Annotated in this window: 10 protein-coding genes, 3 tRNA genes, 1 rRNA gene and 1 riboswitch; of the genes, 6 read left to right on the forward strand and 8 right to left on the reverse strand. The window is 52.7% G+C overall.

Annotated elements, in window-relative coordinates:
* Positions 1 to 71: 71 nt before the first annotated feature.
* The 5 genes from QZJ86_RS17610 to QZJ86_RS17630 all read right to left on the reverse strand — a co-directional run bounded on the left by QZJ86_RS17610 (position 72) and on the right by QZJ86_RS17630 (position 7,130).
* Entirely contained in the window at positions 72 to 1,049 is a 978-nt protein-coding gene (locus QZJ86_RS17610) for an SPX domain-containing protein (protein WP_301671789.1), read from the reverse strand.
* Positions 1,050 to 1,343: 294 nt separating this feature from the next.
* The gene (locus tag QZJ86_RS17615; RefSeq protein ID WP_301671791.1) at positions 1,344 to 1,874 is read right to left on the reverse strand and encodes an REP-associated tyrosine transposase; all 531 of its coding nucleotides are present in this window, start codon (positions 1,872 to 1,874) and stop codon (positions 1,344 to 1,346) included.
* A gap of 504 nt (positions 1,875 to 2,378) precedes the next feature.
* Positions 2,379 to 3,734 (reverse strand): Dyp-type peroxidase, encoded by a 1,356-nt coding sequence (locus QZJ86_RS17620; protein WP_301671792.1) that lies wholly within the window; start codon positions 3,732 to 3,734, stop codon positions 2,379 to 2,381.
* Positions 3,735 to 3,747: 13 nt separating this feature from the next.
* Positions 3,748 to 5,052: a hypothetical protein gene (locus QZJ86_RS17625; RefSeq protein WP_301671793.1), complete on the reverse strand. Its 1,305-nt coding sequence runs from the start codon at positions 5,050 to 5,052 to the stop codon at positions 3,748 to 3,750.
* 41 nt (positions 5,053 to 5,093) lie between these two features.
* The gene (locus QZJ86_RS17630) at positions 5,094 to 7,130 is read right to left on the reverse strand and encodes a cytochrome P450 (protein ID WP_301671795.1); all 2,037 of its coding nucleotides are present in this window, start codon (positions 7,128 to 7,130) and stop codon (positions 5,094 to 5,096) included.
* 463 nt (positions 7,131 to 7,593) lie between these two features.
* Between QZJ86_RS17630 and QZJ86_RS17635 the strand changes: the two genes are divergently transcribed.
* Together QZJ86_RS17635 and QZJ86_RS17640 are read left to right on the forward strand one after the other, a co-directional pair.
* On the forward strand, positions 7,594 to 9,198 hold the full coding sequence (locus QZJ86_RS17635) for an alkaline phosphatase D family protein (RefSeq protein WP_301671796.1): 1,605 nt from the start codon (positions 7,594 to 7,596) through the stop codon (positions 9,196 to 9,198).
* A gap of 83 nt (positions 9,199 to 9,281) precedes the next feature.
* Positions 9,282 to 10,532, forward strand: coding sequence for a glycerophosphodiester phosphodiesterase (locus tag QZJ86_RS17640; protein WP_301671798.1), 1,251 nt, complete (start codon positions 9,282 to 9,284; stop codon positions 10,530 to 10,532).
* Positions 10,533 to 10,628: 96 nt separating this feature from the next.
* Here QZJ86_RS17640 and QZJ86_RS17645 read toward each other — a convergent pair whose 3' ends face one another.
* Positions 10,629 to 11,411, reverse strand: coding sequence for a PEP-CTERM sorting domain-containing protein (locus tag QZJ86_RS17645; protein ID WP_301671799.1), 783 nt, complete (start codon positions 11,409 to 11,411; stop codon positions 10,629 to 10,631).
* A 55-nt stretch (positions 11,412 to 11,466) separates the two neighbouring features.
* Positions 11,467 to 11,554, reverse strand: a riboswitch (cyclic di-GMP riboswitch).
* A gap of 619 nt (positions 11,555 to 12,173) precedes the next feature.
* Between QZJ86_RS17645 and parC the strand changes: the two genes are divergently transcribed.
* From parC to QZJ86_RS17665, 4 genes are all read left to right on the forward strand, one after another.
* On the forward strand, positions 12,174 to 14,411 hold the full coding sequence (parC, locus tag QZJ86_RS17650) for a DNA topoisomerase IV subunit A (RefSeq protein ID WP_301671800.1): 2,238 nt from the start codon (positions 12,174 to 12,176) through the stop codon (positions 14,409 to 14,411).
* Between the two features lie 207 nt (positions 14,412 to 14,618).
* Positions 14,619 to 14,695, forward strand: a tRNA-Pro gene (locus QZJ86_RS17655).
* A gap of 6 nt (positions 14,696 to 14,701) precedes the next feature.
* A tRNA-Arg gene (locus tag QZJ86_RS17660) sits at positions 14,702 to 14,778 on the forward strand.
* 21 nt (positions 14,779 to 14,799) lie between these two features.
* Positions 14,800 to 14,875: transfer RNA gene (locus QZJ86_RS17665), tRNA-His, on the forward strand.
* Between the two features lie 556 nt (positions 14,876 to 15,431).
* On the opposite strand, the gene grxD is transcribed toward QZJ86_RS17665, so the two are convergent.
* On the reverse strand, positions 15,432 to 15,752 hold the full coding sequence (gene grxD / locus QZJ86_RS17670) for a Grx4 family monothiol glutaredoxin (protein ID WP_301671801.1): 321 nt from the start codon (positions 15,750 to 15,752) through the stop codon (positions 15,432 to 15,434).
* A gap of 130 nt (positions 15,753 to 15,882) precedes the next feature.
* A 5S ribosomal RNA gene (gene rrf / locus QZJ86_RS17675) occupies positions 15,883 to 15,998 on the reverse strand.
* Positions 15,999 to 16,017 lie beyond the last annotated feature (19 nt).

A 16,017-nucleotide genomic window follows, 5' to 3' on the forward strand; every position in this document is an offset into this window, starting at 1 on the left:
GCATGAAAGGCTGCGACGCTATTGCTAACGCTTTCTGTGTGGGCTTCTTCCGGCAATCAATGGCGGCCTGATCAGGCCGGCAAGAAAATGCCTTTCAATTCTTCCGGTACCAGGGCGTAATTCCGCCAAATTCGCTCGACGTCCTCCTGGTGGTGAGGGCCAAAACGGTTTGGAAATTTCTTTAACAAGGCCACGCCGTCCGTCATTTGCGCGCGATGTAAAGCGGCAACCGCCTGAATCACCAGCAACAAATTGTCGTCGGCAATGGGGGCTTCCCGCTCCAGATAGTCGTTGATCATCATGGCCAGTTCGATGGACGGCATTTGTACTGGCAGAAAAAGTATCCACTTTTCAATTTCATGATCGGACGTGGTGCGCATCACTTCGCCCAAGGTTTTATAGATAGGTGTCTCGCAACGGGAATAGGCCCAGAGATAATTTAATACCCAACCTCTGTCTTCTTCCGTCAAGTTACCCATCTGCAACACCGGTTCCGCCTGGCGCCGCAACTCATCGGCCACGTCCGTCAGCTGATACTTGCCGACAAAATCGCTAGCCAGATATTTCAGATTGGGATGGCTTTTCGGTTCTATCCAGGTATTCAGAATTTTGATGATCTCCTTAGGGCGCATATTGACCAGGGTGTCGAAAAAATCCATGCTTTCGGTAAAGGTATACTCGTTGCATTCCGGCCTCGCCGGATAAAGCAGGGTTGGCGTCTGATTAATCTGGCTGGCGATCTCCTTCAACAATCGGAACACTTCGACCGGCGTCAGGACGCTGTAGGCTTTGAGCGCCTGGTAAACCTGCTCCTGGCTCTCATGCAGCAAATTCTTCAATATCTCTTCGCGAAACAAGTGCGAGGTATATTCATAGGTCAAGCCAATCACCACCGCCACAATCATCGCAATCGACAAATGTTCTGCCCAGTGCTGCAACACCTCCGGCAGCATGGGTTCAAAATACTTCAAGAAAAACGCGAAGAGCAAAATAATGCCAAAGATCAGAAATGGGACGGCGGCATAAGACGTGTGGTTAGTGGGTCGCATGATTTTTCCTCAAAGAAATCCGGATTTGCAGGCATGGCGTTTCGTAAGCCACTTGGCATTGCTTGTTGGTTTATCCAGCCGGGATAAAGGCGATTCCAGTGTTTACTGGGCTAAGCAAAGTCTTGAGCTTATCAGCTTTACGCGTTGGACATGCGTTGTTGATGATTAAATTTTTCATTAATTTTAAAGGCGGCATTTGGGTAGGGACTTGATCAATTGAGGTATCGCTATCGCGATGGATGTTTGAAAAAGCTCGTAGGTTGGGCTGAATGAAATGAAGCCCAACAAATCGAATTAGCGCTCACCACAGATAATTTCCTCCAATATTAGATCAGCACCCCAATGCGCCGACAAAACGCCTGTTCGCACGTAGCGATGGACGCTTGAAAACGGCCAATCAATTGGTTGTTTCGCATAACCATGTTTGACCGGGTTATAGTGAATATAATCCACATGTCTTTCAAAATCGAGATCGTCTTTGATTTGATGTTCCCAATAGCGACGCTGCCAAATACCTCGTTCGCGTTTGCTCTGTCGGCTGGGGCGTATAAATTCGGCTTTTTCCAATTGACGAGAAAAACCGGCTTTAATCAATGACCAGCGTACCGGGTAATCAGCGTCGTTTTCGGGCAATCGCCAGATGGCATGAATGTGGTCGGGTAGTACAACCATGGCCTCAATCGCAAAAGGATGGCTGTTTTTTACGGTTCGGGTGATTTCGCGTAGCGTTTCGATATGGCGTACTAAACAATCGGATTGTCGGTTTGCAAGATTGACCGTAAAGAAATAGCTTGCACCCGTGGCTTTTGATCTTCGATAGCGCATGTTTGTTTGCGGTTGTTGGGCTTCATTGCATTCAGCCCAACCTACGAATTGTTAGAAATGGGGGCGCTCCCGCATGCCGCGCCGAGCACTGGAGCTTTTGGCGGGAACAGCCCGAAGGGGTGCGGCAGGGATGCCGCACATTGACGAAGGGGCAGGAAGCCCCTTTCGTCAATCCCCGGCGAAAGCTTCGGCGCGCAGGATATAAGCGGCATCCGGGTGTCTTTTCTTTTGGATACTTTTCTTTGGACAAGCACAAATTCGCCTGGAGCGAATTTGAATAGCCGATAGGCTGGCCCGCCGGGCGAAGACCAGGGATGGTTTTCGTAGCGAAAGTATCGCGGTTGTCGGTCCGACAAATCGGCAGGATAGCCGATTTGCATTTACCCGTTAGGGCGAAAAACAAAGATGTTTTTCGTGAAACCGACATTAAAAACACCTATCGCGATAGCGATTCCAACTCCGACAATCCTGTCCTGCCGGAAACGCCTATATCGAAATATCCAATCAAGAACTCCCCAACAACCCCAGCGCACTCAAACTCGGCAAAAAGAAATAACTCCCGCCCCGAGTCGTGACAAACTGCTGAAACCCGCAAACCCGCCGCCGTAATGGTTCATCCTGAATCGTGAAATTGCGGTTCTCCGCTACGCCGCTGCCAATCAACGGGTCGTCTTCGTCGTACAAGCCGGCAAATTTAACGTTATTGATCCAGGTATGTTGCACAAATTCGAACTGGCGCTCGATATTGGCGTTCAGGCAGATGAACACCAGGCCGCGATCCTTGCCGTCGTCTTGCGCCGGGTTGTCCAAAAAAGTGCCGTAGCTGCGGCCGCGGCGCAGGATGCGATGGCGGTTGGCGACTTTCAGCGATTCTGCTTCGGTAGCGCCCAAACCTACCGCCCGCGGGTTGGCGCGGCGAATGTGCGAGCCCAACGGACAGCCGACACCGTTCGGGTCTTTGGTAAAGTTGAAGCTGTTGTCGACTTTATTCGGATCGGTATGCTGATGCGGCTCAACCACCGCGCCGCTTTTCCAGCGGCCAACAAATTTGGACGCCAGATAGTCGGCGGTGATGCCCTGACGAGCGGCCTCTTCTTCCATGAATTTCCAGAAGGCGCCGACATCCTGTTTCAACTGGCGCAACACCAGATAAGTGCCGTTCTTGCCGAAGGCTTCGCCGGCCGCGCCCAGCCGCGGCAGTTTGGTGAGCTTGCCATCGTATTGATTCGGATAACCCAGCAAAAATTCGCCGGTGGCGATTTCGCCGGCACCGATGGTGGTTGGAAAGCCATCCACTATCGGGTCGGAAATGCCGTCGGCAAAGCCGAAATGCTCCACCGAGAAACCTTGCTCGTTTTGCTTTTTCTCGCCGGCTTCCAAACGCTGCACCACGCTTAAACCGGCGCCTTTAAAGGCTTTTTCATGATATTTGCGGCTGGCGTTGTGAATGGCGTCATCCTTGGAAAACAGGATGAATAACACGTCCACCAAGCTGGCTTCGTTGCCCCAGTCCCACTTGCTCGGATCGTTGATGCCGCGGTCGCCAAGTAACGCGGAACGATGTTCGGAATGCATGCCTTCCCGGAATGACAGCTCAAAACTGTCCAAACTGCCTTGATCCAGTTGCAGTTTTTCGAAACCGGAATAACTGATCGCCAGGTTCAGGCGGTTTTCGGTTTCCTCGGTGGGTTTATCCGCGCCGTGGCTGATCTGGTTTTGTTCGACCAGGTTTTTTAGCCAGGGTTTGGTCTTGGCGGCATCGTCGATTTTCAACAGATAATAACTACAACTGGCCATGTACTTGTTGTAGCCGCTAAACACGATACCTTGAACGTCTTCTAATTTTTCTATGGTGGTCATTGTGAGAACCCTTTTATAAGCATTTCAGCCATGCAGCCAGATTGGAAGTGGAAAATAAGCCTTCGTGAATCGCCCGATTATTGGCGATATTTTTGACCGACAAGTCGGTATAAGCGCTATACCAGACCAGTTCGGCCAATTGGCTGTTTCTGGCGAAATTTTTAAAACGTTGTTCGTCGCGGGAGCCGCCGCGCAAGGCCAGCCATTGGGTATCCGGGAAGCCGCGATCGGTGCCCAACTGGGTATTGCTCCACACCGCCGTCAAGCCGACGCTGGCATGATCGATAAACTCGCCCAGGTAGTTTTCCCAGCTGCCGTCGTAATTGCTCATGAACAGCAAACGCTTGTTGCCGGGCAGGATCACCCAGCGCGCGAAATGGATGGTGACGATACCACTCAGATCGCCCTTGGTCGCCACCAGCTTGGCCACCAGATTGATACCGGCCAGCACTACTTTCAACGTGGTCAGCCTGAACCAGCCCGGCTTGATCTCGATGACGCTGGTCAGATGGTTTTGTAACTGCCGGTCCTCGACCCGTTGAATGGCTTTCATCTGCTCGTATACCACCCAGGGCTTGTCGTCCTGTTTGTCGCGCATCTCGTGCCAGCGCAACACCACCGCGAACGCGACGCCGACGATCAACACGATCACCGCCAGAAATTCCACTAACGGCCCAAACAAGCCGAAAAAACCGCCCAGCAATAAAATGCCCAACACTGCCAGCAAGCCGTTGAAAATCATCTGGCCGGCGCTGTTCAAAAACGGTTGCGGTGTAGGCTTATTGATGCTACCCAAGTGTTTGACGATATCGGCGTGAATCGCCGCCGGCTGCTTGGCCGACAGTGCATCCCGATGGGCATCGATATAGTCTTCGACGCGTTGGCGGATTTGCTGCTGTTCGTAGATGCCGTTGCGGGTCTGGCCCGGATGCGCCACGTAAAAGGCATTGGCGCCGTAATCGTTACTTAGCAGATAGTCGGCCAATTGACCGGCGTTATTGCCCGGATAGCCCTTGCAACAGCTGTACACGGTATCGACGAACTCCGGATTGCCGGCGATCAAGTCCTTGATAAATTGCTTGACGTCGCCGTCAATATTGGCCTCGAACGCCAGCAAGGCCGGCTCGCCGGTTTCGACCTCGGACGGATGCGAACCTGGGATGACGAAAAAAGTGCAATAGTGCAGTTGTTGGTAATTGGCGAATTTAATCACCGGATTGTTTTTGATATCCGTGCCTATCGGCGCCAGATAGTCTTGCAGTTTTTTCTGCTGATCCGGCAATATTTCCGTGATCACAGTCATGGGATTTTGTTGCATACACGCGTCCTCTTGAAATTATTATCGTGCCAATGAAGGATTTACCGATCGAAACTCAGTACAAACTGATCGGGAAACGGTCCGTCATACAGAATGCCGCTGGTTTTTCTTAAATTATTCAAGCGCAGCAAACTGCCTACTATCATCGGAATTTGAATCCGATTGATATATTCGCCAAAGCAGCGATGCATGCCGTCGCCAAAATGCAGATAACGGTCCAGCGATCTATCGGTACGCACGCTGAGCGGATCGGGCCAAGCGCTTTCGTCAAACATCGCCGATGCGGTGAATGCAAACACTTCGCAGCCTTGGGGAATAGATACGCCGGCAATCTCGGCGCCGTTTTTGCAATGCCGGCGCATCGCCGCCGCCATCGTGTTGAAGCGAAACACATCGAAACACAGTTGCAGCAACTGTTCCTCGTCGTCGACCAACTTCCTGGCGCGTTGCAACACCTCGGGCCTGTCGAGCAGCAATTCGACGATCAGCGTGCTGGACATCGAGGTGGTATCCAGCGCACCGACGATCAAGCCGGAGATGTTGCGGCGGATACCATCGTCATCCAGATCGTGCTCGCCGTCCAGTCCCATCTTGATCAGCCGCGACAGAAAATCCTCGAACGCTTCGCCTTGTTGGATGCGTTGTCGGCGCTCGGCGATCAGGTTCAATAGATAAGGCCCCAGCTCGCGGAACGATTGCTCGGCGGTGATTTGTATGCTGCGGTCGTTGCTCAGGTTCAAAAACAGATCGTGAAACAAGGAACGCATCCAGCGCATCATCGTCACTTCGTCCGGCCCCGGTACGCCGAGGTAATCGCGGATGAAGCGCCGCGCCACCGGGCGGGCCAATTGCGACACCATATCGATCCTACCTACCGGTAAGGCCGCCTGAATCATATCTTCGCAATGCTGGCGCGCAATGCGGCGGATCAGCTGATCCTCGCCAGGCTTGATCACCCGCCGCAACGCGCCCTGTTCTTTGCTATAGGTTTCCGAGCGATCCATCCCCAGGAAGAACGGCCCGTTCAGGCGCTGCATGTTGGGCGCGTTGATTTCGGCAATGGTAAATTCGGTATCGCGCGCCAGCGTCTCGCGCACATCGCTGTCGCGGGTCACCAAGGCCCGTTTACCGAGCACCAACACCGGCTTATGTTTACGCAGCAATCCGAACAACACTCGCTGCACCGCGGCACCGGTCAACATTGCAACGCCGCGCGCCAGATAGTAACTGACGATATTTTGCGGCGTGGTGGAGGTGGGGTGATGGTCGAGTGCCGCTTGCGGTGCCGGTCTGTGCTCTCGGTACATTTTCAGCGCCAAGGCGCCGGTCGCTGTGTTGCGCAGCTGCGCGGAGAAGTCTTTATAGGCTTGCGGCAATGCATCGAAGGGCAACTGATCGCCGCCGTATTGCGCCGGCAGGACCACCGGCGCTGACAGGGCCGCCAGGCAATAATCGGCGATGCTGGGCTTATCGCCCAGCAGATAAGCTCTGCCGTCCGCCAGCAATGCGTCGATCTCGGCGAATATCGCTTCGATCTGCCTTTTACTGGGCTCGGCCTGGCCCGGATCGGCTGGCAAGTTTTTTTGCATGGTTTGGCTGATCCAGGGATAGGCTTTATCCAGGATCAGTTTTTGCCAGCCCGGTACTCGCCGGCTCCAGACCGGCAACAACAGATCCTTGTGAGGTAACAGCATCGAATAACCGTAATTGCGGGTCGCCAAACTGAATTTATCCAGCAGCAACTCTAACAATCGATCGGTCTTTGCCCGGCCATCCGCATCGTCGGGATACAAGCGCAGCTCGGCAGGCAAGCGGGCGTCGATGTACTCCAACGACGCCCGCAAACTGGATAAGGTCGCTTCGCTAGTGACCAGCGCCGGCATTGCCGAGGCGCTGGCGCCAGCCAGTTTGAAGGTCAATAAATGTATGACCGGGCCATTGTATTGTTCGCAATACGGCACACCGCCGCGATCCAACATCCAGCGCACCAGTTCGCAAATATGGGATACCGGTATCGTCAACAAACGATATGGCTGCTTGGATTTAAGGCCTCGCCTCGAGTTTCCGGGTTTTATCATGTTTCCTACCTCTTGCTTTCTATTGTTATTGTTTTAATGCGACAACTCGGTGCCCCACACCTAGCGCGGCTGCACCGGTCAGGCTTGGAGACCTGCAACCGGGCGCTGGACAAGCATCCAAATAGTCTGCTTAAGCCCGCCGTTGTCGAGCAGGGCTACCATTGATAATGCATCGATCATGCAAATACCAAGCTATAGGGGAACATCAATAATAGACCAATCGTAACTAATTGAAATAAAAAGCTAAAGACAAAATGTTGTTTAGCAACAACCGTGCCTAAAATGCGAATCTCATCACAAAACCTAGTTTCCAGCTCATTTTTGATCCTAACAAACGGGAACTGTCGATACCTCCGCTTAACACCCGTCTCAACTTAGAACTTTACTCCGCCACCCTTAATCATTTTGTCATTTGCCGCTGCTTTAATCGGGGCCTCAACAAAATAGCCCAGGAGTCATATCCATGCACCGTGCAATGAAAAACTCTCATTCCTTTATCAAGCCGATCAATCTGACATTGGCCATCGCCGGATTATTGATCCTTGCCCCGGCGGTCCACGCCGAAAGCGGCGACATTCCGCAAATGGAACAAGGCATCCAGATCGGCGACTTGGCACCGGGACGGGCAATGATCTGGAGCCGCGCCGACCGCCCGGCGCGAATGATGGTGGAATACGCCTATAACCCGCAATTCGCCGATGCCGTGACGATCCGCGGAGCTTATGCACTGGCGGAAACCGACTTTACCGCGCGTCAAGATTTGACCGGCCTGCCCGAAGGCCAGGATGTCTACGTTAAAGTCTGGTTTGAAGATTTAACAAACGCGCGCGGTAAAAGTGAGCCTGTTGCAGGCCACTTCCATACCATCGGCAAGCGCGACGATATCCGCTTCGTCTGGGGCGGCGACACCGCCGGCCAAGGCTGGGGTATCAACGTAAGCTTCGGCGGCATGAAAATCTACGAAACCATGCGCCAAGTGCAACCGCAGTTCTTCATTCAAAGCGGCGACAACGTCTATTCGGACGGTCCGATTCCGGACAGCAAGCTTGCCGAGAACGGCCAGGTCTGGACTAACCTGGTGACGCCGGAAGTGAGTAAAGTCGCGGAAACCCTGGCCGAATTCCGCGGCCGCTACAAATACAATTTACTGGACGAAAATCTGCGCCGCTTCAATGCCGAAGTCCCGCAAATCTGGCAATGGGACGACCATGAAGTGGTCAACAACTGGTCGGATTCCAAAGACCTGAGCAACGATCCCCGTTACACCGAAAAAAATGTGCCGACGCTGATTGCCCGCGCCACGCAAGCCTTCCACGAATACGCGCCGCTACGCCGCCACGATGCCGAAGAATCCGAACGCGTCTACCGGAAAATCTCCTATGGCAAGCTGCTGGATGTGTTTGTGATCGATATGCGCAGCTATCGCGGCCCCAACACCGCTAACCTGCAAACCCAGGAAAGCGCCGAAACCGCCTTCCTCGGCGCAGAACAACTGGCTTGGTTGCAAGACGAACTGAAACATTCCAAAGCCACCTGGAAAGTCATCTCAGCGGACATGCCGATTGGTTTGAATATCGGCGACGGCAACAATGCTCAAGGCCAAGCGCGCTGGGAAGCGGTTGCCAACGGCAACGACGGCCCGGCCGCCGGCCGCGAACTGGAGATGGCTAGGTTGCTGAAATTCATCAAGCACGAGCAAATCCACAACATCGTCTGGCTGACCGCCGACGTGCATTACGCGGCGGCGCATTATTACGATCCGACGAAAGCCGCGTCCAAGGACTTTGCACCGTTTTGGGAATTCGTCGCCGGCCCGTTGAACGCAGGTTCCTTCGGCCCAAACAGCACCGACGGCACTTTCGGTCCGCAAGTGGCGTTTTATAAAGCGCCGCCGGCTGGCCAAGTCAATCTATCGCCTTACGCCGGATTGCAGTTCTTCGGCGAAGTCAATATCGACAAGAAAAGCCGAGCGATGACGGTGGACTTGAAAGACATCGATGGCGCCGTGGTGTTCAGCAAAACGCTGCCGGCCGAAGCGGAACACGAACACGAGCACGACCGCGACTAAAGCAGGCTGCCGGGTAAACTTCGGCCAGCCCGGCATTCTTTCTCGCCAAGTAACGCAACCTCAAAATGATAGGAATACTCTCCATGTTAAAACCTTGCCACAAACCCACCATGTTGACAGTCGCCATGTTGGCTATACTGACCGCTCAAGGCAGCGCCAACGCGCGGCCGCATAGCGAACACCACGAGCATCACGACATGAGTCCTCTCGTCATCGGCCATCGCGGCGCAGCTGGTTATCGTCCGGAACACACCCTGGAAGGCTATGCCTTGGCGATCGAAATGGGCGCCGACTTCATCGAGCCCGACCTGGTATTGACCAAGGACGGCCATATGATCGCCCGCCACGAGCCGATGATAGGCGCCACCACCAACGTCGCCAGCCATCCGGAATTCGCCGACCGCAAAGCCAAGCGCCTGGTGGATGGTGTCGAATACAACGACTGGTTCGCCAGCGATTTCACGCTGAAAGAAATCAAAACCCTGCGCGCCGTGCAAGCCCGCGCCGACCGCGATCAGCAATACAACGGCCTATACCAAATCCCTACGCTCAACGAAGTGATCGCGTTAGCTAAAAGCCAAAGCAAAGTAACTGGCCGCCCCATAGGCATCTATCCCGAAATCAAACACTCCACCTATCACGCCACGTTGATTGGCGCCAACCAAAAACCTTTGTTCGGTGCGAACCTCTTTGAAAACAAGCTACTGAAAAAATTGCATCAAGCATACGGCAACAGCGCCTGCGCGCCGGTATTCATCCAGTCTTTCGAAGTCGGCAACCTGCAATACCTGAGTCACTACACCGACATCAAACTAGTGCAATTGATTGATGCCGACGATGTCAACGCCGACGGTTCGATCTCGTTAGTGCCACCGTACAAACAACCCTACGACTTCGTCGTGAAAGGCGATCCGCGCACCTTCGCCGATTTGCTGAGCAATGACGGTCTGGATTTCGTCAAATCCTATGCCGACGCTATCGGCCCCTGGAAACCTTATCTGCTTAAAACCGTAGCCGACGGCATAGACCGCAACGGCGACGGCAAAATCACCATCAACGACCGCCGCGTCGACGGCAGTACCGGCGTCGTGGAACTAGCGCACGACAAAGGTTTGTTGGTTCATACCTGGACTTTTCGTAACGATGCCAGCGGTTACGGCTTCACCGACCCCAAGCAGGAAATGACTTATTACTTTGATCTGGGTGTCGACGGCTTGTTTACCGACTTCACCGACACCGGCGTCGCCGCACGTGAAGCGTCGGTCAATGCCGACCACGGCAGTCAGCAGCAACAATGCACGCGTGCCGATGATCATGATGACCGCGCGCAGTAACTTATGATAATGGCCTAAACTAAAAGCCATCTGCTTTGCCGAAAGGCCACGTTACCGTCATTCCCGTTAACGTGGCATCAGGCGATTTCTGATTTGTTAGACAGCGAGGCTGCAGCCGGCATTTTTTCTGCGGCTGACCAATAAAGTCATCAGGCCGGTTCCGAACAGCCAAACGGCGCCAGGTACGGGGACCGCAGCCACTGATGAAACATAATTGATGGTTTTTGACGAACCGATCAATGAACTCAGCGTGCCGTTGCTGCCATCGCCGTCGAGGGCTTTGACCAGCTTTAAGAAATCGGAACTCACGCCTGCCAGCCACAAGTTTTCACCGGTCGATCCGCCCGTCAATCCGGGGATGCTCGGCGCCCAGCCACCAGTAAACTTGGTGTTGAAGCCCAGGGCGACACCTCCATAGGTGCCGATCAAATTCGGTGAGCCGTTAGCGGGGTTTGCATCCAGCAGGTCGGCTTTCAGCAAGGTTTGATAAGGTAGATCATTCCACGACGTTTCGCCAATTGAGCCAGCTGGTAATGTCCCTTTGATTTCCAAATAGTTTTTTAGCGTTGTAGTGCCTATCGAAGTGATCAGTTCACCGGCAGAGTTGAAGTTTGCCTGATATTTCACGCTCTCTTTGCCCAAATTGACATGATTGGTCAGGCTGCCCCAGAATGAAGCACTTGAGCCGCTCCCAATCAGCTGCCAATAAGTATTGGAGCCCGAGCCTTTTTTACTTATTTTGATAGTCTCGTTGGTATCCAAGAATAACGGCCAGCTTGGCTCGCCGACGCCGGGTGCATCGTACGTGAATTTACCATCAGTCATTGAAGTCGCTGCGTTACCCGCTCCAGCAACCAACGGTAACACCACCGCCAACATCCATCGTCCATATTTAATCACTTTCATTTATCAATCCCCTTACATTAATGAATAAGGTGGCAGCCCGGCTGTCTTACCGTTTTGAATCCGCAAGACCCATGGCTTTCCGTCCCTGCCTCACGGCAGGTTTGGCTTTTACACGCTTGTTTTTTAAAACCATTTCGCTAATAAACAGTGTTTCTATTCCCTGCTAGCCATTGGTTACTTTTAAAGCCATATTCCGTTTTTAGCGTCCTCGTCGCCTTGTTAACCCCCAGGCAGGCGTTATGTATCGCTGGATGACGACCCTATGAAGTAACCAATCCCCCAAAATGCATAGCAGTTCGAGCTGAGCAACTCTGATGCCAAACTCATAACATATTGAAATGATTGTTTTATGTTTGCTGTCTCATCGGCATAAAATTGGTTCGCAACGTTATTTAACTCAAAAATATCGAGGCATATCACTTAATCCGTTAGAGCTCGCCATTGACTTGATTGAGCGCGAGTAACGGCTCCAGGAACATCTTGCGTCGCCGGTAGAGGCCAAAACTATGTGCTGATGGAAAGGGATATTGGCTGGACGATGCCAAACATGACTGTGCAGCGCCAAAAAGTAGTTAGGTATTGGTCATGCGCGGCTTGGCAAGTCGTCGCCAGCGTAGACGTTGCCATCAGGGAAGCTAGGTTTTTACTGAGCAATAGCGTGGTGTTGTGGTATTTTAGCGCCCCTCGAATACGTCACGACTCGACGGCTAACCAAACAGGATCATCAGCAATAAAATGGGTGTACAGGAAAACTTCGAACAACTGCCTTTAAAGGATTTCACTGAAAAAGCCTACCTGGATTATTCCATGTACGTGATTTTGGACCGTGCCTTGCCGCATATCGGCGACGGTCTGAAACCGGTGCAGCGCCGCATCGTTTATGCGATGTCGGAACTGGGGCTGACCGCGCTGGCCAAATACAAAAAATCCGCGCGCACCGTCGGTGACGTGCTGGGTAAATACCATCCGCACGGCGACTCGGCCTGCTACGAAGCCATGGTATTGATGGCGCAAGACTTTTCCTATCGTTACCCATTGATAGACGGCCAGGGCAACTGGGGCTCGCCGGACGATCCGAAATCTTTCGCGGCGATGCGTTACACTGAATCGCGGCTGACAGCCTATGCCCAAACCCTGCTCAGCGAGTTGGGCCAGGGCACGGTGGATTGGACTGACAACTTCGACGGCACCTTGAAAGAACCTAGCCTGTTGCCTGCGCGGTTGCCGAATGTATTGCTGAACGGCACGATGGGTATTGCGGTGGGCATGGCTACCGATATTCCGCCGCACAATCTGCGCGAGGTCGCGGGTGCCTGCCTGCAATTGCTGGACGAACCGGAAACGCGGCTGGAAGGCTTGCTTGAGCATATCAAAGGCCCGGATTATCCGACCGACGCCGAGATCGTCACGGCCGCAGCCGACATTCAAAAACTGTATACCACCGGCAACGGCTCGGTGAAGATGCGTGCCAAATACGAGCTAGAGGATGGCAACATCGTCATCACCGCACTGCCGCATCAAGTATCCGGCGCCAAACTGCTGGAACAGATCGCCGCGCAGATGCTGGCGAAGAAATTGCCGATGATCGAAGATTTGCGCGACGAATCCGACCACGAAAATCCGACCCGGCTGTTGATCATTCCCAAAACCAAACGCATCGATGTCGATGCGGTAATGTCGCATCTGTTCGCTACCACCGACCTGGAGAAAAATTACCGGGTCAATATGAACATGATCGGTTTGAACGGCAAGCCGCAGGTCAAGAACCTGAGACAAATTCTGACCGAATGGATCAGCTTCCGGACCGAAACCGTGCGCCGCCGTTTGCAATATCGGCTGGATAAGGTGCTGGCGCGTTTGCATATTTTAGAAGGCTTGCTGATCGCCTATCTGAACATCGACGAAGTGATCGCGATCATCCGCGGCGAAGACCATCCCAAGCCAGTGTTGATGGAACGTTTCGGCCTGAGCGACTTGCAAGCCGAGGCGATTCTGGAGCTGAAATTGCGCCATCTGGCGAAACTCGAAGAAATGAAAATTCGTGGCGAACAAGACGAACTGGAACAGGAACGCCAGGCGCTGGAAAAAACCCTGGGCTCGGAGCGTTTGCTGAATCGCCTGATCCGTAAGGAAATTGAGCGCGATGCGGAAAAATACGGCGATAACCGCCGCTCGCCCATCGTCGCCCGCGAGGCTGCACAAGCCCTGGACACCACCGAGCTGATCGCCAACGAACCGGTGACCATCATCCTGTCGCAAAAAGGTTGGATACGTGCAGCCAAGGGTTATGACATCGAGGTGGAAAGTCTCAGCTATCGAGCCGGCGACGCCTATCTGTCCTCCGCCAAGGGCCGCACTACCCAGCCGGCCTATGTGCTGGATTCCAGCGGCCGGATCTACACCATCACCACTCACGACCTGCCGTCGGCGCGCAGCCAGGGAGAGCCTTTGACCGGTCGCCTGAATCCACCGCCGGGCAGCCTGTTTACCGACGTGTTCAGCGGTCAGCCGGATGACTGGTTGTTGATGAGCAGTAATGCTGGTTACGGGTTTCGGGTTCAGTTGAAGGAACTCATCAGTAAGAACAAGGCCGGTAAGGCCGTGCTGAGTCTGCCGACAGGCTCGAAAGTAATGACGCCGGCGCCGATTCCAAATGCCGACGATTTGCTGGCGGTGGCGACCTTGCAAGGCCGCTTGCTGATCTTCCCTGCCCAGGATTTACCGGAATTGGCAAAAGGCAAGGGCAACAAGCTAATCCAGATTCCGAGCGGAGACATTGCATCCGGCAAAGATGCGGTAGTAGCGGTTACAGCGTTGACAGCGGGTAGCGAGCTGAAAATTCTGTCCGGCAAACGCTTCGTCACACTGAAAGCGATGGACATCGCCCAATATACCGGCAACCGAGCCAATCGGGGAACGGCATTACCGCGTGGATTTCAAAAAGTCGATGGACTGGAGTGCGTGATAGATTAAGAGCTTAACTGTTATATAAATATTAATTTCGTTAACGTTTATATAAGCTTAGCTCTAGTTTTAACTGCCATTTCCACTCCACAGCAAACGCCGCCAAATAATTTTTTACCGTAAAATAAAAAATCAGTTGACATAAAAAACAAAACTCTCTATTATAGTCATCTTTCTGGACAGCATCAGCTTCCCAGGATAATAAGAAGGTCAATTCGGGGTATAGCGCAGTCTGGTAGCGCGTCTGCTTTGGGAGCAGAATGTCGGGAGTTCGAATCTCTCTACCCCGACCAAGATTTGCGCTTGTAGCTCAGCTGGATAGAGCATCGGCCTTCTAAGCCGAGGGTCGCAGGTTCGAGTCCTGCCAAGCGTGCCATCGCAAAAATTCATCATTATGGTGAGCGTAGCTCAGTTGGTAGAGTCCCGGATTGTGATTCCGGTTGTCGTGGGTTCGAGCCCCATCGTTCACCCCAATAAATTCCCCCAAAAAACTTCTACCGTTTTTATTCAGGGAAGTCCTTGAAGTAATTCGAATCCTCTAAACTCCTAATATAAACCCATTTATCGAATTTTGTTCGTTCTGAATAAACTGGTTTTTGTGCGCCAAAGATCGGCCGGTTTTTAGAGCAAAATCGATTTTCGCTAGGAAAGTCGTTCAAGCAAATCCACGCATAGGTCTGCGCCAGACGGATCCCATTGACGATTGCGGTGTTCTCGGCGAACAAAACTGGCGCACCGATTTGACTTGGATACCGTACGGCCAACCGGATACCGGTTGACTTGAATTGTGGATGACCTCTTTTGCCATCTCGCGTCGACGAGATGGCATTAGACCCTTTTTTACGCTTCCTTTGCCACGCAACCCTCCCAGCATACTTCCGTAACCGCTGTATTGGCCCCAGCTTGCTTAGAAATCGACAAGGTTTGATTTGGAGATTCCCCTAATCAATCTGACATCGGCGTGAGATAGCGCCACAGAAAATAAATCACACCTTCACGCACAAAAATCTACCAACCAGTAGAAAGAGCTTAATGAACCGCTCCTATAGCAGCCAGCATAGCTGTTAATTCACCCTTGTTGTACAAATCGATAACAATATCGCAACCACCGATTAATTCTCCTTTAACATACAATTGTGGATATGTTGGCCAGTTGGAGTAGACTTTCAAAGCTTCCCGCAACTCTGGATCCTCGAAAATATTAACGTGTGCATAATCAGCGTTACAAGCCTCCAACGCCTGAACGACTCGACTGGAAAAACCGCACTGCGGGAAATCGGGTGTACCTTTCATGTATAACACAACGGCATGACCTGCTAACTGATTTTGAATTCTTTCGACAACGCTCATGGAGTTTCCCTTATATAAAATTAAATGCTTACTAGCAATCGCTATTTGCTGGCTTGAATCTTAGCAACAGTGCAATAGTTTAAACAACAAAAAAAGCCCAGCTATCACTAGCTGGGCTTTAGTGTTAAGAGCTTGGCGATGACCTACTTTCACATGGCAACCTGCCACACTATCATCGGCGCTAAGCGGTTTCACTTCCGAGTTCGGGATGGGATCGGGTGGTTCACGCTCGCTATGTTCACCAAGCAAACTGGTTGGGCTGGAT

Source organism: Methylomonas montana, assembly GCF_030490285.1.
GTDB lineage: Bacteria > Pseudomonadota > Gammaproteobacteria > Methylococcales > Methylomonadaceae > Methylomonas > Methylomonas montana.